Here is a 20988-nt window from a genome sequence, read left to right as displayed (position 1 = left end):
AAAATTTAGTCTTAGACTATAGGCGTGGACGACAATATCTCTGGTGATCATACAGTATTCCTTTAACTGCGTTAAAGCGTAGGAACATTTAAACATTACAGTGAGAAAGGGAACTTATGAACATACTATCTCCACTTCGCCCTTGGCGAAACTGCATTTTATTACTGTTGCTGGGCATGATTTCAATTGCCTTAGGTGTAGTGCAACTAAACTCCATTAGCCGTGGTGAAGCAGGCAATACCTATTTAAATACACCGTTACCTGTCGTTATTCATATTGTATTTGGCATCGTCTTTAATCTTGTCGCGCCTTTTCAGTTTGTCAAAGCTATTCGTCAAAAATGGCCCAAGGTTCACCGTTTAATCGGACGTATATTAACACTAGTTGCAATTCCTGTTGTTTATACTGCTTTATGGATGAATGAGTTTTTCCCGAGCTATGGCGGTACATTAAAATACACCGGGATTATTGCTTACAATATCGTGTTGATAGGAGCTCTTGCTCTAGCAATATATTATGTTCGCCGTAAAAAAATTGCCCAGCATAAGCTATGGATGATGAGAGCGTTGGCCGCAGCGTTAGGACCGGCAACACAACGATTGATCATTATTCCCGTTTTTTTGATGTTTGGTCAAGAGGTGTTAACTGATCAGCTGATAGGAATATTGATTTGGGCTGGTTTGATCATTAATTTAGTTTTTGTTGAAATAATACATTTACGTAACAAGCACGAAATCAGAGCCAAACAACTGAAAAATATCGCATTAACGACGGTTAAATCATCATGAAACGCAATGCTTATTCCATTGTTTATTAGGCTAAATCGAAAAAGTCATAAACTAGACTATAGTATAAGCGCTAAAGGGTTTGTTCTTTAGAGCTTTTGTACTATAATCGGTCAACTTTTTTCGATGACGGTGATTTGTTAAAAATTAGTGTCATTTTCATCTACAGATAAATGGATAAAACACCATGAATTTGCATGAGTATCAAGCGAAACAATTATTCGCTGAATATGGTTTACCAGTTTCTGAAGGTTTCGCTTGCGATACCCCTCAAGAAGCTGCCGAAGCTGCTGATAAAATTGGCGGCGATATGTGGGTTGTTAAGGCACAGGTTCACGCCGGTGGCCGTGGTAAAGCTGGCGGTGTTAAGCTAGTTAAAACCAAAGACGAAATCAAAGAATTCGCACAAAACTGGTTAGGTAAGAACTTAGTTACTTACCAAACAGATGCAAATGGTCAGCCGGTAGCTAAAATTTTAGTAGAAAGCTGTACTGACATTGCAAACGAACTATATTTAGGTGCGGTTGTTGACCGTGGTACTCGTCGTGTTGTTTTCATGGCATCAACTGAAGGCGGTGTTGACATCGAAACAGTTGCTGAAGAAACGCCTCACTTAATTCACAAAGCGGCGATTGATCCATTAGTAGGTCCTCAAGCGTACCAAGCGCGTGAATTAGGTTTCAAATTGGGCTTAAACCCAACGCAAATGAAGCAGTTCGTTAAGATCTTTATGGGTCTTGGTAACATGTTTATCGATCACGATTTCGCGTTATTAGAAATCAACCCATTAGTTATCACAGAAGCAGGTAACTTACACTGTTTGGACGGTAAAATCGGTGTTGACTCAAACGCTTTATACCGTCAAGCAAAAATCCGTGAAATGCACGATCCGTCACAAGAAGACGAGCGTGAAGCACATGCAGCGCAGTGGGAACTTAACTATGTTGCTTTAGACGGAAACGTAGGTTGTATGGTTAACGGTGCTGGCCTTGCAATGGGTACTATGGATATCGTTAACTTACACGGCGGTAAGCCAGCTAACTTCCTTGATGTAGGTGGTGGCGCAACGAAAGAACGTGTATCAGAAGCATTCAAAATCATCCTTTCTGATGACAATGTAAAAGCAGTATTGGTTAACATTTTCGGTGGTATCGTACGTTGTGACATGATCGCTGAAGGTATTATCGGTGCGGTTAAAGAAGTAGGTGTTGAAGTACCAGTTGTTGTTCGTTTAGAAGGTACCAACGCTGAAGCAGGTCGTGAAGTATTAGCTAACTCAGGTTTAGCAATCATCGCGGCTGAATCATTAACTGATGCAGCACAAAAAGTTGTTGCTGCTGCGGAGGGCAAATAATGTCTGTATTAATTAACAAAGATACTAAAGTTATCTGTCAAGGTTTCACTGGTGGTCAAGGTACTTTCCACTCAGAACAAGCGATCGAATACGGTACGCAAATGGTTGGTGGTGTATCACCAGGTAAAGGCGGCCAAACTCACTTAGGTCTTCCAGTATTTAACACAGTACGTGAAGCGGTAGAAGCTACTGGCGCAACGGCAACAGTTATCTACGTACCTGCACCATTTTGTAAAGATGCTATCTTAGAAGCTATCGATGCAGGTATCGAATTGATCGTAACGATCACTGAAGGTATCCCAACGTTAGACATGCTTGACGTTAAAGTGAAGCTTGAAGAAACTGGCGTTCGCATGATCGGTCCTAACTGTCCAGGTGTTATCACGCCAGGCGAATGTAAAATTGGTATCATGCCAGGTCACATCCACTTACCAGGTAAAGTAGGTATCGTATCTCGTTCAGGTACCTTAACTTATGAAGCCGTTAAGCAAACAACTGACGCAGGTTTTGGTCAATCGTCTTGTGTTGGTATCGGTGGTGATCCAATCCCAGGTACTAACTTTATCGACGTATTGGAAATGTTCCAAAACGATCCACAGACTGAAGCGATTGTAATGATCGGTGAAATCGGTGGTACAGCAGAAGAAGAAGCAGCTGAGTACATTAAAAACAATGTAACTAAACCAGTAGTTTCTTACATCGCTGGTGTTACTGCTCCTCCAGGTAAGCGTATGGGCCATGCTGGTGCTATTATCGCTGGTGGTAAAGGTACAGCTGACGAGAAATTTGCTGCATTAGAAGCGGCTGGTGTTAAGACTGTTCGTTCTTTAGCGGATATCGGTGTAGCACTTAAAGAGAAAGCGGGTTGGTAAGCAACTAGCTTCTTTTTGAAGATTTGAAAAACCCGCCATCAGGCGGGTTTTTTATTTATTGAAGTAGCTTTCTTTTATTTCCTCACATGCGCCATCTATTCCTGGAAACATAGAACCAGCGGTAATTCCCATGTATTTTAAATCTGTCATAGCCTTTTCTCTTTCATTGGCTGGTATGTCAATTGCGTCAATAAATTCAATGCCAAACTCATCTCCTTTTCTCAATAGGTAGTGTTCTATATCACTAATATTCGTTACTGTTGTTATCGCTTGCTGCGGTACTAACCGTGGGTTATTGATAGAGATAAAATCCATTACTGACAAATGAGGGAAGGGAGGATTAAGTACTTGAGATTGAGTTAACCTATCTTGCCATTCTTTACTATTAAAAATATAGATGCGTATTTTTTCACCTTCGCTGTATCCAATAGGCCAATCCCTAAAAGCAAAAAATGCAGAAACGTAGGGAGAGTAAGACCAATCAAGTAAAGGCGTTGGGTAGCCATGATGTTGTAATAAATTTAAAAATGCACCATTTTGTTCTGGCCTGTTTAAATCAAAAAAATGACTTGTAAGTGCGCTTAATCTTTTATGTAATTTTTGTACATCTTTATTTAGAAAGCTATCAAGGCAATACCTGTTTCTCCTGTGAAAAGAGCTTTGGAGCTTCCATGGTTTCATTTGTCCTCTAAAAAGGTATGTATCTTTATTCAAGCTTGAAACATGATCTTTAAAGTCATTCCAAGACATTTCAGACCCCGTGATTCTTGATGTTTCCGTGTGATTAGGTTGTAAAAGCTCCGTGTCTAATTCAATACCTTCTTTTGTGGAAGCTGTAATCTTTAATATATTATTTTTATAAATAAAGTTGGCGTCTATTTGCTCTGAAAAGAACGTGCCTTCAGGGTAAATTTTTTCTAATTCGTTCCAGCTAGTTTCTATTGACGTAAACGGGTTTATTGGTTTTGCTTTTATTATTACTGATTGATTAAAGCTTTTGTCAGCTGTTTCAAAATAGCCAATGGCTATAGGTAAGTTTTTAATGTCATGAGGGATAATGTTTACTATTCCTCTATATTTAGAATCTAGCTCGTCAATATTTAGTGTGATTTGTCCATTAGAATGAATTGATGGATTCTTGCTTTCATAATTACCCAGCCATTGTCCTTTCATTAATATATTTCCTTAGTAAGGTTAAATTTATATAAGATACTAATTTATCAAGTAAATATAATTAAACCTAGATTTTATTAGGGTAACTATACATAAATGAAATAAATGGGGGCAGGTACAAATTAAAATACTTTCCAGTTGGTGTGTTAGTTGTTGTCATATTGTCGCGGTGGCGACAGCACCCAGAGGGAGACTGCCTCCGGCCTCCCTTTGGAAACCCTCGGAGCTGCTGAAAAATGTAGTACTTCATAAATTAAAGCTGCGACAAGCTAACGCTTAGATGGCACATCAATGATAGCGATAGCAGTGCAGCTTCAATTTATTCAGCACTTTTCAAAGCAGAATTTATGCTTCTTTCAAATTCAATGATTTTCTTAACTTAGGTTATTATTTTTAGATTGAGTGGGGCTGTATTGTTATTTCATCTTTAATTAAAAGGTGAAATGAACCATGTTTTTGAATAATGAATCAATGGGGTCAGATCGTTTGAAAATCCTTAGTTAAATACTTTCTGATTTTGTATGCTTATGCTGTCGTATTGTCGCGGCGGCGACTACGCCCAAAGGGAGACTGCCTCCGGCCTCCCTTTGGACAAAAATATAGGGAATATTTTTGAACAGCTTTAGCTGACCTGCGAAGCAGGTGAGTATCAAGGATGATACGAATAATCCCTCGGAGCTGCTAACAAACGTAGTTCTGAAATTTAATAAAAGTGTGTTTCGACGTAACAGCGCTGATGGCGCGTCCTTGCGCCGACAGCGCTTTGTTCATCATCCCTGATGAACATACGTGAACACTTTCATTTATTTCAGCGTTTGTTAAAGCAGAGTTTATGCTTCGTTCTAATTCATTTAATTTTTCTTGTTTGGTTCTTCGCATTTGGTTTGATAGAAAGAGAGTGGGGCGGGTGACACCATTTCCTATCTCAGTGATGAATCGAGATTTTGTAAAGTGGGCAGTCAAGCTTCGCCATGGATGGCGAAGACTGCCGCTTTTCATAGACGACTTTTTGTTACGGGCATAGCGGCAGGCATTGGCTGCTCACACAAAATGTTGATTTATGCTTTCACTGAGTTGGGCACCACGGGGAGTCCAGAGGGGCATTTGGCGTGTAACGCCCCTCTGGGGGCTGCGGCCACCGCCGCAATGGTGTTAATAAGTTAACTAAATTAGAAAGCATTTATTATGCATCACCATTATCGGTTAGATGTACTAAAAATTATGGCTCTCAAAAGGAGCCATAATTTAAGACAGCGATGATAAACAATAATTAATAAAAATATCGCTATAACATCAGTTCTTATTCGCCCGTCGTAATGCTTTCACTTGCTAAAAGCTTAGCAACTCTTTTTTTGTTTTTTTCAAAAATTACTTTATTCGTGTTATTTTGGGCTGCCATCTTCAATGCTTTTGAATAATTTCTATAAGCCTCATTTAGCTGACCAACTCTCTCTTGCGCATCGGCTAAACTGTCATATACGTTTGCTGAATTCGGGTACATTTTTACGTTATAAGTAAATATTTCTAGCGCATCCTCTAATTTTTCATTGCCTAAAGCGTTGTATCCCAAATTGTTAATCATTGCTTCAGGTATTTTTACATCAAAGCCAAATTTAGAAGAAATCCCGTTGTAGTGAGCTTGAACAGCACTTAAACCTTGGGTGAAAGTTTCACGTGGCATCAGCCAGCCATCCCATACTTGTTTAAGTCCATAATACTGGCTACGCAATACTGTTGAACCATGATCCTCATCGTCAAATTCTTTATTGGCAAATATTAAGCCGTCAACGTTGTTTTCTTTGGCTACTTTAACGAAATTGTTGTAAGGGGTGATCATTCTGTCACCCTCTGCAGCCATGGTGACAAAAAGAGTGCGTTCAAGTGATTTTGTATGATTAAAAAATGTCTTAGCATCACCTATTAAACGTTGTTCGTCCCACCATAAACTTGGGCTGACCGAAATATAAGCATTAAACAATTGTGGTTTTGTTAAGAATGCGTTTATAGCAAATAACCCGCCGAATGAGTGACCACTGAAAACACGATAAGGCTGAGTACGATAGTTTTCTTCGATATAGGGGATTAATTCCTGTTCAAAAAATTTTAAAAAATTATCGGCACCACCGCCATTTTGAAATCGCTCATCTTTTGATACTAATATTTTTGGGGTTAAATCACGCGTTCTGTCTGTATTGGCAATAGCCACAATGATCATTTTTGGAATACGACCATTATCGGCGAGAAAGTTCATCGTACCTACGGTATGGCTGAAATGACCCGGTCCGTCGGTAAGATAGAGTACAGGAAATCGATTTTTGCTGGTGTGGTAAGCATCAGGCAAGTGGATTTGAATACTGCGTTGTTCATTGAGAATTTCAGATTTGATTTTTATGGTGTTACCGATTGAAATATTGTTATCTACAGCCACTGCTAGATTTGGTATAGACAATAAAATCAGTAGGAATAATCGTTTCATAGTTTGGCGTCCTTTTATCGTTATATTTTTGGATTTATTGATAATTTTCTATCTTCTATTTTCTACGATATTTATCGTAGTCTATTTTATTTCGTATGCCAAGTGTGAGGACGAAATAGTAGATAAGAGAGAAGTGTGGCACAGATTACTTTTTAGTAATTATGCGGTTAACAATATTTAGCACTGAAGCGAGTATCATGGGTATAGTGGTCACCGCCGTAATATAACGGTGGAAAAGCACTAATCTAGAAAGTATTTTACGGCTAAAAAACACAATTGCTGATGGATTTTTTACTGTCATACATCGTGACTTACAGCTTTTCTACTACGCTAATTATGATCTTTATTATAAATATTACTTTGTGACAGTAAGGCTTGAAAATTCATCCGAGTATGACAAAACAGGATAATGATTATTTCGTTCTTTTTCTTGTCAATTTTATAGATAGTGCGGTAATCATTTTTAATAATTTCTCGGTATTTACCTACAAAATCAAATTGGCATTTTTTGCCGGAATCTGAGTGAACAATAAGCTGGTTCTTTACATCTTGAATGGTAGAAATAACGATTGCTTTCGCTTTTTCATTAGGTACTTTTTTAGCAAGCCAATCTATTGCTAACCTAATATCAATTTTGGCATTGTTTTCGATTAAAAATTTCATCTAACTCACATGCTAAATTGAAGTTAAGAACTCATCTAAATCACTGACTTTACCTTTAGAAATGTTTATTTCTCGCTTAATAATTAACTCCATAAAAGCCATTTTTTCTTGTTGCATTTGGTAAGCTTCTGCTGTTTGTACGACTAAATATTCATGTCCGTTCTGTGTGACATGCATTGGCTCAAATTCAAGTTCATCATGTAATTTGGCTGCATTGGCTTTCATGTAGCTGATGGGTTTTATGTTCATTGTGGTAGTTCCTGTTTTGTTATTACTAGTACATGCTTTGTCGAACTAAATACGTACTAGTGATCTTAATTTAGACTGGCATAAGAAAGGTGTCAATTATTTAATGATAAATGTACTGCTGATGAGAGATTTGCTGAATTTTAGAAGCTGAGGGTGTTATCTTTCGCGGATATCGGTGTAGCGCTTAAAGAGAAGGCTGGCTGGTAAGCAACTAGCTTCTTTTTGAAGTTTTGAAAAACCCGCCATCAGGCGGGTTTTCGTGCTAAATAAAATACAGGTTAAAGTTTGGCCTTTAAATCCTCTATTTTCCTGTTTAATCTTTGATAGTTTTCGCTGTCCTTGTTTTCAAGAGCAATAGCTTTATTTAATAAATCAATTGCAGGTTCAACTTCATTAAATTCTTCATACATGCTTGCCATTGTTGATAATGCCCTAATATTTGTTGGATGTAATTGGACATTGTACTTATGTATGTCATAAGCTTGCTTTTTATCATTAAACATTCTGTCGTTAATTAATCCAGAAACAAATACCCAACCTTCATGTGGTGTAACTTCATAACCTAGTTGTGATGATAACTTTTGATAGCGTTTTTTAATTGCAGCTACACCTTCTTTTGATACTTCCATAGGTACAAACCAATTCTTGTATAAATCCATTAATGCTCGGTGAAAACCTATTAAATAAGTCGTAAAATGGTGTTCGTCTTCAAGTAATTCTGTTTTAAATCTTAATGCGTTTACCTGACTATTAGATAGTACATTAGAAAGGTCAATGAAGTTCTTCCTCATTGCAAATAACCCCTCATCTCCAGCAATTAATCCCTCTCTACCTAAGTTTACATAAAGATAATTATGGTGTTGTTTATTCTTATTTAAAAAATTTATGACTTTTTCTTTAGTTATATCGTTATCTGAGCCTAATGATGGACTGAAAGCGAAATGAGCTTGAAATAGCTCTGGCTTATGTTGAAATGTATAGAGCGTGAGTAATCCAGCTAGAGAATGACCTGCTAATATTTTATAGTTTTTGGTTCTGTATTTATTATCGATAAAGGGAATGAGTTCTTTCTCCATAAAACTAATAAATTTATGTGGACCGTTATTATTTTCATCTGTGCTAGGTACAAAATCTCTTCTACGGTTAGTGTTATCTATGGCGACGATAATTAAGTTAGGAATCATGTTTAAAGTTGATAGCCTTTTGACAACTTCCGCTGGAAAATCTAACTTCTGATCTCCATCTAAAAGGTAAATAACAGGGTAAGTGGTTTCTTTATCTTCGTTATAGGGTTCAGGCAAAATGACTGTAATGGTTCTGTCTTCATTCAGAGTATTTGAGTGGATAACTTCCTTTATATCTTTATTTTCATTAGCGTAGGAGAAGAGGCTAACAAATGTGATGAGTAAACTGACAATATTCAGATTTATTTTTTGCATGATACGTCCTTTTAAGTTTTTGTTTTTTCTTTTTATTTTAATGTACCAGTAATTTCGTATATTGGTCAATTTTTAATAAATGAAATCAATGGGGTCAGATCGTTTTAAAATCCTTAGTTAAATACTTTCTGGTTTTGTATGCTTATGCTGTCGTATTGTCGCGGTGGCGACGGCACCCAAAGGGAGACTGCCTCCAGCCTCCCTTTGGAAACCCTCGGAGCTGCTGAAAAATGTAGTACTTCATAAATTAAAGCTGCGACAAGCTAACGCTTAGATGGCACATCCATGTGCCATTTCACTTCGCTATCATCCATGATAGCGATAGCAGCGCAGCTCTAATTTATTCAGCATTTTTCAAAGCAGAATAATGCTCTGTTCTCGTTTAGTGATTAATTTCGTTGTACAGAAGCTTAAGTTTGCTATTGCAGTGAGCAGGGCGACTAATGCCATTTCCTATCTCAGTGATAAATCGAGATTTTGTAAAGTGGGCAGTCAAGCTTCGCCATGGATGGTGAAGACTGCCGCTTTTCATAGACGACTTTTTTTACAGGCTTTGCGGCAGGCATTGGATGCTCACACAAAATGTTGAGCAATGTTTTCACTGAGTCGGGCGCCACGGGGAGTCCAGAGGGGCATTAGGTGTGTAACGTCCCTCTGGGGGCTGCGGCCACCGCCGCAATATAACTTGAATAAGGCGGCAATAATCGAAAGTATTTCACTTTATAGAGCACCGTTTTTCATGGATGACTTTTTATTACCTACATAGCGACAGGAGTCTTGGACTACTTCATTACTTTGAATCGTTATAAAGCAAGCCAAAACGATAGTTATGACGACGAGAACGTTGGTATAGTACGGTTAATGTGAGTGTTAGCGCCAGAATTTCTGCCGTTGGTCCTGCATACCAGACCCCTTGCTCGCCAATAACTGCTGGTAGAATAAACACGAGAGGCAGGGCAAACAAATATGTTTTAGATAGTCCTAAAATACTGGCTCGTACCGCATCACCAATGCTTTGGAAAAACATGGTGATCATCATCAGTGGCCCGAGTAAAAACAGGGCGAGTGTCGTTATCGGTAAAATCCGGCTCACTTCATTAATTACTGCAATATCGTTAACAAAGAATCCACCTAAGCGATCATTTAACAGTTGTAATAATACTTCTATCACCACGCAGTAAACTAAGGCTGAAACCAAGGCTATTTTTATGCAGTGGTTGGTGCGTTGATACTGTTTGGCACCTATGTTATTACCGGTAATACTTTGAAACGCCATACTTAAACCAAGTAACGGCAGAAATACAAAGGTCATTAACCGGGTAATAATACCGTAAGCACTCACGGTGGTGGCATAATCCGCGTTCATCCAGTGTTGTAGGTTATATAGCACAGCGGCAGAAGTTAGGGCTACACCTAAATAATTTAAGCTTGATGGCGCGCCAAGCGCTAAAAACTCACGCCAATGGCTGCGATTCATTGATAGCTGTATAGTAGGTAAAGCGTTGCGGTTGCGGCTTGAATAACGAAAACCCGCAACAAGCGCTAATGCCAATAGCTGCGCGAGCACTGTGCCGTAGGCTGAGCCAATAACGCCATAGTCCAGTATCGCAATAAACAGGTAGTTAAGGGTGCCGTTAAGCAGTACTGTTAGTAGCGAAACCAAGGCGATAAAACCAGCGAAACCTTCACAGCGTAGTGAGTCGCTATTAATGGTAAGAATGAACATTAGCGGAGAACAATAAATGAGCATTGCCATGTAATTAATACTCATGGTTGCCAGCTCGTTATTGCCATTATTGGCTGCCAGGGTTAGCTGTTGACCAAATAACAGAAAAAAGCTCATCAACAGCCCGCAGACTATCAGTGACAAGCTAATTGCCTGAGCAAAGGCTTGTTTCGCTTCACTCAGCTTGCCTGCGCCAAGTAGACGGGACATCACACTGGAAAAACCATTTGAAACCAGAGTAGATAGTGCCACCATCAACATAAATAACGGAAACATTGAGGTGACCGCTGTCAGCGCTTCTGCGCCGACAAATATCCCTAGAAAATAGGCGTCAACTAAATTAAATGAGCCGTTAACCAGCATCATAATAATAATTGGCATTGCGGTTTTAGCAAAAGCCGCACCGAGCGCGCCGTCTAAGTATACATTGGTGTTGGTTTTATCTGTCATCATGCTTTCCTTGCTGTAAATGAACAATTTCGTTAAATTTCTCTATTAGTAGTTCGGCGATATCTTTTGACCAGCTTTGAATAGCTGTTTCAAAAGCACTGAGTTCGTTTCGATAAAGCGCGCGACTGGCGTTTTCAAAGCCAGGTTCGTCGGCCATTACAGACAGTAGATTATAAAGCTGATTTTGTTTTAACTTTATCTGTTGTTCAATCGGGGGATTTTTCATCGCCTCGTCAACTAAGCGTCTTAAGGTGACAGAGGCTCCGCCTCGCTGCATCGCCAACCACTGCCAATGTCTGGGCAGTAGAGTGACTTCTTTCGATTTTACCCCCAGCTTTGGACGGCCACGTTTACCCGTCGTTGTTGGTTGTTCTTCTTGCAGGCTAGCGAGTACGGCCTTTTCGTCACCATGCCAGTTTAAATCAATGCGCTTGCAAGACTCGAACTCAAAAACATAGGGTTCAATATCCTTGTCGATCGCTTTAGTCGCTTTCACTATTGATGCCAGATCACCTCGGGCAATCAATGCGTTGTTATAAAGTGCAATATAATCGTTGTTCATTTTTTTGATTCTTATCTCGCCCAAGTTTGTGTCTTGGTTTTGTGTTTAGATTTTGTACATTTTTTATTTAGCTTAAACGTGGTTTTGCTAAATTGATGTTGTGTATTATTACCCGGGTAATAATGCGTTGTCAAATTTACCCGGGTAAAAATAAAATTGGCTGATTGAATTGGCAATTTCTTTGTAATCAATGGGGTCAGTAATCAATAGGGTCAGAACGTCTAAATGCTATTTGATGTTTTCGCTAAGTTGGGCACCGAGGGAGTTGTTAGAGGGAAACTGGTGTCTTTATTTAAGGTAAAAGCCCTCTAACGTGCTGCCGGCACCCCGGCAATATGATTCAAATTAAACACCAAATCAGAAAGTATTTCACCTGCTAATTTAAAAAGCGAAACACTGCTATTTAATATCTGGCATAAATTGGTTCAACCCTTGTTCATAATGAAAACCAATTTCTGCGAGTCTATTTTCCAGTTGCCGTTCGTTAACATCCATCATCGCAGCTAGACTATGTAAACTTGAGCATTCATGACGCAGTCTATCATTGGCAATACCCAGTAATATGTTGGCATCCATGTGAATGCATTTTGTCATTTCCATAACCCACCTCATCGATCAATTAACTATCCATTAAGTTTAGCTATCAGAATCAAATGTGCCAAAACAGGCGTTGCATAATAAGAAAAATCAATGGGCTTAGAGCGTTTGATTTCAAATTTAATGCTTTATTCTTGCTTGGCGATTGAGAACGCTTTCGGCTAAGTTTTAAATAATCTACGAAATCATTAGTATTTCTACTTGTTTGAATAATAAACGAATGTTATAAAAATAACTGGAGAAAAAAACAACAGGCGGGAATATGGATTATCGGGAATCGACATTGTGTTTGGGAACAACAGATAAACTACGCTGCGCGTGTTGTGGTGGTCAAACACATAGTGTTAATTCGATCATTATTTACGGCTATTACTTTCTTGAATACTTACCTATATTTCCTGTTAAGCGTCTTACCCAAGTCCATTGTTTACAATGTCAAAATGTTGCTGAAGTCCCAGATAATTCCTCCGATCTAAAGTTAATTTTTTCAAGCTTTGCCTTAGCATTTTTTAACAAGTTACGCTTGATCAGTACGTTTACCGGTAGCTTTCTGATTGTGTTATTTTTGAGCTTTTATTTTTCAGAAGAACAAAAACAACAGCGCCAAAGCCAAACTCATATTGATGCGCCTAAAGTGAATGACTTTTATTATCTCGATTACCAAAAAGCCGTAGGTGATTTTCGCCCTCATCATAAATACCGTGTGGCTAAAATTGTTGATATTACCGCAGGGACGGTTTCCCTTGTTTACGGTAATTATTTTTACCCGCTAAAGGCTACGTTAAGAAATGGAGTTGGTATAGGGCATACGAGACGTAATGATTATTTTGAGCAAAAACAACATCATTTTTCTTATGCGGAATTAGATAAACTGTTTCAGCAAGGGTTCATTTATCGTGTTGTTAGACCCGAACTTAACTACATTGGCCGGAATATGTCTGCCTATATGATTGATGGTAATGTCGTCAGTAAGCTTGAAATAGTTGAGCAAGCATGGCGCTATGTGCCTGGTAAGCGGCAGAATACCCAAGCAATGGCATTGCTCAAGGCTACTTATATTGAAGATAGATTTGAACAGGCTTTTACTTTATTAACACGTTCGGCAGAATTAGGTTACGCAGCAGGACAAACAAACCTAGCAGAACTTTATTTAACAGGCATTGAAGGTAAAAGAGATGTCGATTCTGCTGTTTATTGGCTGTTTAAAGCCGCATTGCAGGGCTATCAACCCGCTATCGAAAAATATCGTGTGATATGCCAATTAGAAGAAGCCTGTCAGATAGCAGACTTCTATCAAGCATTAAATGAAGCAGGTACTGCGTATACTATTTATTAATGTCATCTTGATAATAGCAACGCTAACTTATTAGAAAGGAAATCAAGCACTGTAATCTATTCTGCTTTTGTTACTTAAGTAATTTCAGTAAAATAACTGATCTTAGCAACTCTTAAAAGGTTTCCGATGAAACGCGTTGTTTTATATATTACCGATAAATGCCCTCATTGCCGTGAAGCGCAAAAGTACTTAGATGAGCATGGCATCAAATACCGATTAACCAATGCGAAAATGCAACGCGGTCGGAAAGAGTTGGACGCCATTGGTGCTCGCTCTGTACCTGTGCTTAAAATCGGTAATGAAGTGATGATCGGTTGGAATCTAAAAAACTTTAAAAAGCTCTATGGTGTACATTAGTTCACTTGTTATCAAACAATTCTTGAACTCAATACCCGATGCCATCGACGCAGTTTATATAGCATTGCTAATGATAACTGACGTGATTTTGGGATATATCATCGTCAGTTATAGTAAATCGCCTAAATGCTATTTGATGTTTTCGCTAAAGTAGAAAGCATTTATCTATAGTTGAACATAAAGTAAGTGGCTAATTTTGTTCTTATTTTGGCGAATTTTCCCATGGATTTTTCGGCGGGGTATTTTCTTGTTGTACGCTTTTTCTTTGTTTGTATGGTTTTTTATCTTCTCTATACTTTTCATTCACAATAGGTTCAGGGGCGTTGCCAGCAATTAATACTTTTGGTTCGCGTGGCTTGTGATGCGCAGGAATGATTCTTTCTCGTGGCGGGATCTCAAATTGATCATCTGGTGCTTTCGGTAGATTCTTAAAGTCGTAGAGATAAAATCGTTCGATTTTTTCTCTCGCCCAAGCGGTCTTTTTGAAAAACTTAATACTCGATTCCATACTTGGATTGTTTTTAAAGCAGTTAATTCGAGTGTACTCAGCCAAAATTTCCCAACCATAATGAGATATTAATTCTGCTAATAAGGTTTCTAGTTTTAAACCGTGTAATGGATTATTTTCGTAAATTGTCGGTTCACTCATAAGAATGACTCATTGATAAAGTATATGGCTATTATAACGATTAAATATTGAATTGATGAACTTTTAAATGGAATCAATGACAGTGTTATACTCTGTTCTGATTAATTGTGTCGCTGTTGCGAGTTACTAATAATTGCTACTGCTGTTCTGTTAAATCAGAATCGCCTTAATAGGGGGTTGTGACACTGAAACCAATTTAGATAAATATTTGCTGATATCGAGCTATATTTATTGTTCTAACTGACTTATCTTTTGCTCTATTTTTTCTAACGTATCTTGCTCTTTATCTATGCTTTTTTGATATTTGCTTCGAACTTCTGTGACCTCTTTGCTAAGTAATTTTAAGTAACCGGCACCGGCTCTATTTACCCCTGCGGAAAGTCCTTTAGTTTTTATTTTTTCAATTTCACTGTTAAGTTTTTGTTTTAGTCTTTTAATTTTGGCTAAAGAGCGTTCTTTCTTTTTTGACAATAAATAAGTGTTTGGGGGCGTATTATTTTGACTGGCATTGGATTGCGTCGGCTCAGATGTTATGACGTTTTTGATATTAGAGTAATCCAGTTGTTCATTTTTGGTATTATCCGTTTGGCATGGCATTTGAGAGAAAGTAACTTGATCACCATTTTGACATTTATATACGGTGTTAGCATGACTATAAGTAGCGATTAAAGCTGCCGTTAGTATTATTGTACGTAACATTCCATTGCTCTCTTTATTTTGTATATTTAATCATAGTTAAAGAAGTGATGATGTCAATTGGTGGGTATAAACTTCGTCGCTCGAGTTAGTAATCAATAGGGTCAGAACGTTTGATATTGAATTCATTGCTATTTTTAATGCAGGAGCCGTTGTGAAAGTTGTAAGAGGGAAACGTTATTTCCCTCTTTCGTATGCTGCTATTTCGGCAATATAGTAAAATAGTGCATAAATAGTAGCACTAGAACATATTTAGCTTAACGCTTTAAACAAGTATTATTCACTTAGTTGTTCTTCATCAGAGTCTGTAGTTTTTGCTGTTCTGTGACCTGTTTTAGCTAAAATTTCCAGATAAAAACTGGTTAATTCGCGACTTGCCGCATCATCAATTGATTTGTTTAGTTGCGAAACATGAATGACATCGGCAGTCTCTTTCGTTGCTCCGTATCTGCAATCAAAATCCCAGAAATCAGCGTCAGCAGGGAGCTGCTTGTTTCTTTCTCTTTTTAAGTACTTTTTTACTTCATGTTTGATTGCATCAACCAGTCTTGGTGTTTTAATTTTTTCGTGGGTTAAAGAAAATGTCTTTCTCATGGGAGCCTTAAAATTCAGGGAGGGAGTTTATAAACTCAAGATACTGCGTATTTTAGCACACTAAATGAATACTAAGTGATAGAAATATTACGCTAGTAATGCATTTTTATCGTTGTTTATGGGGGAATAGAAGCAGAATGCTAGATGTATTTCTATGATCATCTTGTGTTTTTATTCGCCGTCACGATACTATCAATATCGGCTTAAGCGGGTAGCAGCTTAAATGATTGAATCGATAAAGGAATGATAAAACTTATGATAAAGAGTATTAAAGCAATCGTTATTTTATCTTTGCTATTAGTTAGTGAGCTTATATACGGCAATGAACTGCAGGATGACAAGGCTGCTATTACCGCACAAGCTAAGGCGTTTTCTCAGGCATTTGTTGCTGGAGATATAAACACTATCATGGCGATTTATAGCCCGAATGCCAAAATTGTTGATGTTAACCAACACATTGAAAGTGATATTAACGCCATTCGGCGATTCTGGGCGCCTAACCCTGATAAGAAGTGGCAACTACAATGGCATAAAACAGAATCAACAGAGCTTATTGTTGACGGTAATATCGCTAGTGATATCGGTTATTATTCTGGGTTATCAAAACATCCGGATGGCCGGCAAGTAGAGTTTGGCGGTGCTTATGTGATTGTTTGGCGCAAAATAGATGGTGTGTGGCGAATGCATCTTGATATGTGGAATGATATTGAGAAGTAGGCTAACAGCTCGTTTATCTCGTTATGCAATGCTAATTTGTCCATTTATCAACAATTTTTTGTAATGTACCATCTTTTTTTATTTGGGCCAGTGCCTTTTTAAAATCATTAACAAGGTGATCAGGTGTCTGTTTATTAAAGGCTATATTTAATGACTCGTCGTAACTGTGCGGCAATGATTTGGTAAACAGGTCTTTACTAATGTTTAAGTGACGCAGAAATAAACCAGCTAAAAAATCACTGCCGAGAAAAAAGTCAGCCCTGCCATTTAATACCATTTGAATGCCTTGACCATAATTGGTGATCAGATAGAGGTTTTTGAGTTCTTCAAATCCCTGACTGGCTAATTTTATTGATTGTGCGCCATTTCGTTGGGCAACTGCGTGATATTTTTGTGCCTCTTGCCAGTTTGTTATTTTGACGTCAGTGCGTGTTTTTAATGTCCAGATATAATTAAAGCCAATCGGGGCGATTGAACCAACCCATTTAAAGTGTGGTTCGCGCTCTTCAGTCCGTATGATGGTAAAGATTAACGTATTTGGACGAGTTAATGCGAGTTCATATGCTCTAGCCCAAGGCAATACTTCTATTTTACCTTTAGTCTTGGTAATGGAAAGCAACTTCTCCATGACATCAACTGCCATGCCCCGCAAGCTTTGTGGCTCTTTATCTAAAATTTGCAGTGGTGGAAAGTGTTCGGTAACTATACGTAAATTATTGCTAGAAGCGGCAAATAGCGAAGGAATGCAGCAATAATAGATAAAAAAGAAGTAAAAAAGGTACCTAAACAAATTATTTTACCTGCTACATACAGCCATTTGATTATAGTCTAATTCGAGTGGCGGGTTATTTGCAAAAATTAAGCAACATTCTCATTAATTTAATACGAAAATATAGTTAAGCTGATTTTTGGTTTATAGTTAGCCTATTAAGGTTGAGAGTTATGTGGCTTTCTATGAACTATGGCATTTGCTTCATTAGCCTTTTTATCTTTAGTACTGTGGTAAGGGCAGTGCCGGTAAATAAAGAATCTTTTGAACAATATTTACCGGTTCAGATTTATTCTGAAATTTGGCCGCCGTTTCAAGTAAAGGATAAGCAAGGCAAGCTAACTGGCTTAGCAACAGACCATGTGAAATCTGCGTTTGAACAGGCTGATGTGCCTTATCATATCTTACCGATGCGCTGGGCAAGGGCGCTTAATTTCATCAAACTAAAACCGAATGCGTTGATTTATTCTATTTCACGGACCCCGGAGCGGGAAAGTCGTTTTCATTGGATCGCTAAATTAGGTCGAGTGAATGTTAAATTACTTAGTTTAAAAGAAAGTAATGAAGTTATTAGCCATCCCAGTCAGTTAACAAATTATGTTATTGCACTTAAACGTGCAGAAGCGAGTTTGGATTATTTCTTAGGATTAGGACTTGAGCCTGGCAAGCATATAATATTTGTCAATAACTCTGAGCAGGCGCTGAAATTATTAGATATTGGTCGTGTAGACTTTTATCCTATCTCAGCTGAGACTTTACAGTCGTCATTAGATATTATCGGTTACTCTTCATCTAAATTTAAGTATGTCTATTATTTTAAAGCATTATCTTTTGATATTTACATTGCCGCCAATAAAGACAGTGATTTGGCATTTATTAGCTATATTAATGATTTATTTGATAAATGCGCCTTATGTAATGCGGCTGACGCTTCCGACATTTTAAGAAACTTAAATTGATATCGCCTGACTTGCTAAACGGTATTGAGCTGTAGTAGGTGAGCGCAAGTTTTTTGGTTAAAGTGACCGATAAGAACCCAGCTCTTTGTCTTATCGGTCGCTTTGCTAAGTTTGGCCAACAATAGCACTATCGGTGGCTATTTTGCGCTAGTGGTAAACCTCGCGACTGAAACGGGCATGTCGGGCTAATTCCATCATACGGAAAAAATCAGCCTTTGATAGCTTGATCAATGATTCATGATCACCCGCTTCAATATATACGTGGTCTAATTCTTCCAGTTTATCATCGTAAACCACACTCATATTATAGGCTTGGCCCACAGGCGGAATAGCACCAAAATCACAATCGTCAAACATCTCGGCGATATATTCTTCTTTCACTAAATGGTAGCTTGCCATCAATTCATCATTGAGTTTGGAAAGCGATATTCTGTTACTGGCTGGTAATACCGCCATCAATTTTCTGTCTTCGTGATCCAATAAAATAACAGCTTTAGCGATTTGATTGAGTGGCACCTGAGCATTGATGGCAGTGCCAATGGAGCTATTGCTGTGAGGATGGGGGACCACATTAAACGGAATGTTTTGTTGGTGTAGATAATCGTCGAGTCGAGTTGAAATAGTCATTATCAACCTCCATACATAGTCAATCATTCTCTCTTAGTGTAGGCATTACTCAGCAAATTGCTTAGTGATAGCGACTGTTTCTATGGTTTTAATTGTAAAATTATAGGGACATATTTATGTGGAACTAAGCGACAGTGACTAAAATAACAGCCGCAAACTGTATTATCTTGAAATTTGTCATTGAACAGCCTTTAGCTTAACTCCTATCTGCTGACAAACTTGTGGTAGTAGAGCTTCTGTTAATCCTGTAGGAGGTTGTTCTGTCGTTAATAGTGAACTTCAGCTGTTTAAGTTATTAAAAATTGCACGTATTGATACTTTTATTAGTCATCTATTACGGGCCGGTTATTATATTGCTACGCAAGAATATTCGGGGAGACAAGGCTGCATATAAACATGGCCCAGAAGGTGTGTCCTATATTGCTCTTGCTAAAAAAATTCAGCTTGTAAAGCCGACTAGACTCTGTTGAGCAAAGCATTCGAAACGGTGTCAATAGTATCGCTTTCGGACTATCTCAGAAGAATTTATTAAGCAAAGCCACAGTAACCAATAATGCTACTGCGGCAATCCTTGTTGCTCTGAGGTTGTTACTACTCAAATGTTTGCGACAAAATTGATTTTGCTGTTTTCCTAGGTAAACAATTTGCTAAGGGTTTCTCGTTGAAATTTTTATGGCTCACCTGAGTCGGTTCGGTTAACACATACTTATCTGCCCAGGAAACTTCAACTTTACAGGCGATGTTATCATTGTTTTCACTATAGATAATCTTAACTGACTCAGTACGTGTCAGTAACAGTTGATAGGGATAGCCCATTGCAGAGTATATCTTTTCTTCTGTTGCTTGGCTAAGGTTTGAATAAAGTAATGTTAAAGCTAGTATGATGGCTGTATTTAAGATCTTCATCGTTTTCTCGTTTGCTGTGGTTAAGTGACTTAAGTAAATTAAAGCTTGTAAACAAAGTTAACAAACGATATAAATTTAATATCGATTAAGTTTTTCTTAAGTCTATGCGTTTACCACCTCTTAAATCATTACAAGTCTTTCTTGCGGCTGCGCAGCAGCAAAGCTTTAAGTGTGCTGCCGAGCAACTCCATGTCACTCAGGCGGCGGTTAGTCAACAGATACGATTATTGGAGCGCTTTTTTGATACGCCATTATTTGACCGAGAAAATAATCAGACTCGGCTAAACGCTAAAGGCCAGCTGTTGTTTCCGTATATTGAAAAAGCTTTTGAACAAATGACACTAGGGGTCAATGCAGTGATTAGCGAGCCGAACCCATTTTCACTGCGTATCAGTGCGTTACATTCAGTGACTTCGCTATTATTAGTGCCGAAGATCAGCGATTTTCAACAACAAAATCCCGACCTTAATGTTCAGTTTTCGCCTAACAATAAATTAGATTTGTTTCAGGGGGATGGTGTTGATATTGCAATTCGTCGAGGACTGGGACAGTATCCCGGATTAGAAAGCCATAAATTGATTGATGATGCAATCGTGTTGGTTGCCAGCCCGTTACTACTTAGCACGATTAAGCAGGAGTTAAACGCTATTTTTTCTTTACCTTTGCTTGAAGATATCAGTAGTGATATTCAAGAAGCAATAACCGCCTGCTGCTCAACATTTGGCATAAATAAAGCCCAATTGCATATCAAGTTAAGTACTACGGATGCATTACCAATAGTTCAGCAAGCATTAGCTGGTCAGGGAATTGCTTTTGTGAGTAAGGTATTGGTTAAGCAGTATATTAAGCAGGGGCAGTTAGTTAATGTACTGGATTATGCATATGATAATCCTAGAACCTTATATTTAGTCGCTCCTCCCCATCATTTTCTGTGGCCTAAAGTTAAACGGTTTGAAAAGTGGTTACGGGCTGCTTTTGCTGCTCTTTAGTCGGCTGGTTTTATAGACTACGATAAATTTGAGCAGGTAACAG

22 protein-coding genes are annotated in these 20988 nt (G+C 38.2%); 8 read left to right on the top strand and 14 right to left on the bottom strand.

Annotation, left to right across the window (positions count from 1 at the left end; all coding sequences use genetic code 11):
- The first annotated feature begins 116 nt into the window (after positions 1 to 116).
- The 3 genes from QQK06_RS02350 (at position 117) to sucD (ending at position 3011) form a co-directional block, all read left to right on the top strand.
- Positions 117 to 788, top strand: a complete 672-nt coding sequence (locus QQK06_RS02350; RefSeq protein ID WP_284242975.1) for a DUF2306 domain-containing protein — start codon at positions 117 to 119, stop codon at positions 786 to 788.
- Positions 789 to 972: 184 nt separating this feature from the next.
- Positions 973 to 2139 (top strand): ADP-forming succinate--CoA ligase subunit beta, encoded by a 1167-nt coding sequence (sucC, locus tag QQK06_RS02345; protein ID WP_284242972.1) that lies wholly within the window; start codon positions 973 to 975, stop codon positions 2137 to 2139.
- On the top strand, positions 2139 to 3011 hold the full coding sequence (gene sucD / locus QQK06_RS02340; RefSeq protein ID WP_284242971.1) for a succinate--CoA ligase subunit alpha: 873 nt from the start codon (positions 2139 to 2141) through the stop codon (positions 3009 to 3011). The genes sucC and sucD overlap by 1 nt, the downstream gene beginning before the upstream one ends.
- A 51-nt stretch (positions 3012 to 3062) precedes the next feature.
- Here the strand turns inward: sucD and QQK06_RS02335 are convergent, their stop codons facing one another.
- The 8 genes from QQK06_RS02335 to QQK06_RS02300 all read right to left on the bottom strand — a co-directional run bounded on the left by QQK06_RS02335 (position 3063) and on the right by QQK06_RS02300 (position 12343).
- Positions 3063 to 4184, bottom strand: coding sequence for an FRG domain-containing protein (locus QQK06_RS02335; RefSeq protein WP_284242970.1), 1122 nt, complete (start codon positions 4182 to 4184; stop codon positions 3063 to 3065).
- Between the two features lie 1300 nt (positions 4185 to 5484).
- Complete coding sequence (locus tag QQK06_RS02330; protein ID WP_284242968.1) at positions 5485 to 6660, bottom strand: alpha/beta hydrolase-fold protein; 1176 nt, start codon at positions 6658 to 6660, stop codon at positions 5485 to 5487.
- A gap of 330 nt (positions 6661 to 6990) precedes the next feature.
- The gene (locus QQK06_RS02325; protein WP_284242967.1) at positions 6991 to 7323 is read right to left on the bottom strand and encodes a type II toxin-antitoxin system RelE/ParE family toxin; all 333 of its coding nucleotides are present in this window, start codon (positions 7321 to 7323) and stop codon (positions 6991 to 6993) included.
- 12 nt (positions 7324 to 7335) lie between these two features.
- A complete protein-coding gene (locus tag QQK06_RS02320) occupies positions 7336 to 7572 on the bottom strand; it encodes a type II toxin-antitoxin system Phd/YefM family antitoxin (protein WP_284242966.1) in 237 nt (78 codons plus the stop codon).
- Between the two features lie 278 nt (positions 7573 to 7850).
- On the bottom strand, positions 7851 to 9011 hold the full coding sequence (locus QQK06_RS02315; RefSeq protein ID WP_284242964.1) for an alpha/beta hydrolase: 1161 nt from the start codon (positions 9009 to 9011) through the stop codon (positions 7851 to 7853).
- A gap of 790 nt (positions 9012 to 9801) precedes the next feature.
- On the bottom strand, positions 9802 to 11190 hold the full coding sequence (locus QQK06_RS02310; protein WP_284242963.1) for an MATE family efflux transporter: 1389 nt from the start codon (positions 11188 to 11190) through the stop codon (positions 9802 to 9804).
- Complete coding sequence (locus QQK06_RS02305) at positions 11177 to 11749, bottom strand: DUF2239 family protein (RefSeq protein WP_284242962.1); 573 nt, start codon at positions 11747 to 11749, stop codon at positions 11177 to 11179. Before QQK06_RS02305 ends, QQK06_RS02310 begins: the two co-directional genes overlap by 14 nt.
- Positions 11750 to 12148: 399 nt before the next feature.
- On the bottom strand, positions 12149 to 12343 hold the full coding sequence (locus tag QQK06_RS02300; protein ID WP_284242961.1) for a DUF4250 domain-containing protein: 195 nt from the start codon (positions 12341 to 12343) through the stop codon (positions 12149 to 12151).
- A gap of 265 nt (positions 12344 to 12608) precedes the next feature.
- Here QQK06_RS02300 and QQK06_RS02295 point away from each other — a divergent pair, with 265 nt between their 5' ends.
- Together QQK06_RS02295 and QQK06_RS02290 are read left to right on the top strand one after the other, a co-directional pair.
- Positions 12609 to 13682 (top strand): tetratricopeptide repeat protein, encoded by a 1074-nt coding sequence (locus QQK06_RS02295; RefSeq protein ID WP_284242960.1) that lies wholly within the window; start codon positions 12609 to 12611, stop codon positions 13680 to 13682.
- Between the two features lie 126 nt (positions 13683 to 13808).
- Positions 13809 to 14039, top strand: a complete 231-nt coding sequence (locus tag QQK06_RS02290) for a glutaredoxin family protein (protein ID WP_284242959.1) — start codon at positions 13809 to 13811, stop codon at positions 14037 to 14039.
- A 202-nt stretch (positions 14040 to 14241) separates the two neighbouring features.
- Here QQK06_RS02290 and QQK06_RS02285 read toward each other — a convergent pair whose 3' ends face one another.
- The 3 genes from QQK06_RS02285 to QQK06_RS02275 form a co-directional block, all read right to left on the bottom strand.
- Positions 14242 to 14688 (bottom strand): VF530 family protein, encoded by a 447-nt coding sequence (locus QQK06_RS02285; protein WP_284242958.1) that lies wholly within the window; start codon positions 14686 to 14688, stop codon positions 14242 to 14244.
- A 228-nt stretch (positions 14689 to 14916) separates the two neighbouring features.
- Entirely contained in the window at positions 14917 to 15387 is a 471-nt protein-coding gene (locus QQK06_RS02280) for a hypothetical protein (RefSeq protein WP_284242957.1), read from the bottom strand.
- Between the two features lie 273 nt (positions 15388 to 15660).
- Positions 15661 to 15978: a DUF6172 family protein gene (locus tag QQK06_RS02275; RefSeq protein WP_284242956.1), complete on the bottom strand. Its 318-nt coding sequence runs from the start codon at positions 15976 to 15978 to the stop codon at positions 15661 to 15663.
- A 255-nt stretch (positions 15979 to 16233) separates the two neighbouring features.
- Here QQK06_RS02275 and QQK06_RS02270 point away from each other — a divergent pair, with 255 nt between their 5' ends.
- Positions 16234 to 16695, top strand: coding sequence for a YybH family protein (locus QQK06_RS02270; RefSeq protein ID WP_284242955.1), 462 nt, complete (start codon positions 16234 to 16236; stop codon positions 16693 to 16695).
- Between the two features lie 31 nt (positions 16696 to 16726).
- Here QQK06_RS02270 and QQK06_RS02265 read toward each other — a convergent pair whose 3' ends face one another.
- Positions 16727 to 17485, bottom strand: coding sequence for a substrate-binding periplasmic protein (locus tag QQK06_RS02265; protein WP_284242954.1), 759 nt, complete (start codon positions 17483 to 17485; stop codon positions 16727 to 16729).
- A 152-nt stretch (positions 17486 to 17637) separates the two neighbouring features.
- Here QQK06_RS02265 and QQK06_RS02260 point away from each other — a divergent pair, with 152 nt between their 5' ends.
- On the top strand, positions 17638 to 18423 hold the full coding sequence (locus QQK06_RS02260; protein WP_284242953.1) for a substrate-binding periplasmic protein: 786 nt from the start codon (positions 17638 to 17640) through the stop codon (positions 18421 to 18423).
- A gap of 147 nt (positions 18424 to 18570) precedes the next feature.
- Here QQK06_RS02260 and QQK06_RS02255 read toward each other — a convergent pair whose 3' ends face one another.
- Both QQK06_RS02255 and QQK06_RS02250 read right to left on the bottom strand, forming a co-directional pair.
- Positions 18571 to 19050 carry an aminoacyl-tRNA deacylase gene (locus tag QQK06_RS02255; protein WP_284242952.1) on the bottom strand — a complete coding sequence of 160 codons (480 nt, stop codon included), beginning with the start codon at positions 19048 to 19050 and terminating at the stop codon, positions 18571 to 18573.
- A gap of 591 nt (positions 19051 to 19641) precedes the next feature.
- Positions 19642 to 19956 (bottom strand): hypothetical protein, encoded by a 315-nt coding sequence (locus QQK06_RS02250; RefSeq protein WP_284242951.1) that lies wholly within the window; start codon positions 19954 to 19956, stop codon positions 19642 to 19644.
- A 104-nt stretch (positions 19957 to 20060) separates the two neighbouring features.
- Between QQK06_RS02250 and QQK06_RS02245 the strand changes: the two genes are divergently transcribed.
- Positions 20061 to 20945 (top strand): LysR substrate-binding domain-containing protein, encoded by an 885-nt coding sequence (locus tag QQK06_RS02245; RefSeq protein WP_284242950.1) that lies wholly within the window; start codon positions 20061 to 20063, stop codon positions 20943 to 20945.
- The last annotated feature ends 43 nt before the right edge of the window (positions 20946 to 20988 follow it).

The organism is Thalassotalea insulae, assembly GCF_030161395.1.
Taxonomy (GTDB): Bacteria; Pseudomonadota; Gammaproteobacteria; order Enterobacterales; family Alteromonadaceae; genus Thalassotalea_E; species Thalassotalea_E insulae.
Note: the sequence above shows the minus strand (reverse complement) of the source record. Positions and strands in the feature narration are given on the sequence as shown.

Coding starts and splice junctions, on each gene's coding strand:
- QQK06_RS02280 (WP_284242957.1), bottom strand. CDS start 15,387: ATGTTACGTACAATAATACTAACGGCAGCTTTAATCGCTACTTATAGT.
- QQK06_RS02315 (WP_284242964.1), bottom strand. CDS start 9,011: ATGCAAAAAATAAATCTGAATATTGTCAGTTTACTCATCACATTTGTT.
- sucD (WP_284242971.1), top strand. CDS start 2,139: ATGTCTGTATTAATTAACAAAGATACTAAAGTTATCTGTCAAGGTTTC.
- QQK06_RS02350 (WP_284242975.1), top strand. CDS start 117: ATGAACATACTATCTCCACTTCGCCCTTGGCGAAACTGCATTTTATTA.
- QQK06_RS02320 (WP_284242966.1), bottom strand. CDS start 7,572: ATGAACATAAAACCCATCAGCTACATGAAAGCCAATGCAGCCAAATTA.
- QQK06_RS02300 (WP_284242961.1), bottom strand. CDS start 12,343: ATGACAAAATGCATTCACATGGATGCCAACATATTACTGGGTATTGCC.
- QQK06_RS02285 (WP_284242958.1), bottom strand. CDS start 14,688: ATGAGTGAACCGACAATTTACGAAAATAATCCATTACACGGTTTAAAA.
- sucC (WP_284242972.1), top strand. CDS start 973: ATGAATTTGCATGAGTATCAAGCGAAACAATTATTCGCTGAATATGGT.
- QQK06_RS02275 (WP_284242956.1), bottom strand. CDS start 15,978: ATGAGAAAGACATTTTCTTTAACCCACGAAAAAATTAAAACACCAAGA.
- QQK06_RS02305 (WP_284242962.1), bottom strand. CDS start 11,749: ATGAACAACGATTATATTGCACTTTATAACAACGCATTGATTGCCCGA.
- QQK06_RS02310 (WP_284242963.1), bottom strand. CDS start 11,190: ATGATGACAGATAAAACCAACACCAATGTATACTTAGACGGCGCGCTC.
- QQK06_RS02295 (WP_284242960.1), top strand. CDS start 12,609: ATGGATTATCGGGAATCGACATTGTGTTTGGGAACAACAGATAAACTA.
- QQK06_RS02330 (WP_284242968.1), bottom strand. CDS start 6,660: ATGAAACGATTATTCCTACTGATTTTATTGTCTATACCAAATCTAGCA.
- QQK06_RS02335 (WP_284242970.1), bottom strand. CDS start 4,184: ATGAAAGGACAATGGCTGGGTAATTATGAAAGCAAGAATCCATCAATT.
- QQK06_RS02270 (WP_284242955.1), top strand. CDS start 16,234: ATGATAAAGAGTATTAAAGCAATCGTTATTTTATCTTTGCTATTAGTT.
- QQK06_RS02260 (WP_284242953.1), top strand. CDS start 17,638: ATGTGGCTTTCTATGAACTATGGCATTTGCTTCATTAGCCTTTTTATC.
- QQK06_RS02255 (WP_284242952.1), bottom strand. CDS start 19,050: ATGACTATTTCAACTCGACTCGACGATTATCTACACCAACAAAACATT.
- QQK06_RS02245 (WP_284242950.1), top strand. CDS start 20,061: ATGCGTTTACCACCTCTTAAATCATTACAAGTCTTTCTTGCGGCTGCG.
- QQK06_RS02250 (WP_284242951.1), bottom strand. CDS start 19,956: ATGAAGATCTTAAATACAGCCATCATACTAGCTTTAACATTACTTTAT.
- QQK06_RS02325 (WP_284242967.1), bottom strand. CDS start 7,323: ATGAAATTTTTAATCGAAAACAATGCCAAAATTGATATTAGGTTAGCA.
- QQK06_RS02290 (WP_284242959.1), top strand. CDS start 13,809: ATGAAACGCGTTGTTTTATATATTACCGATAAATGCCCTCATTGCCGT.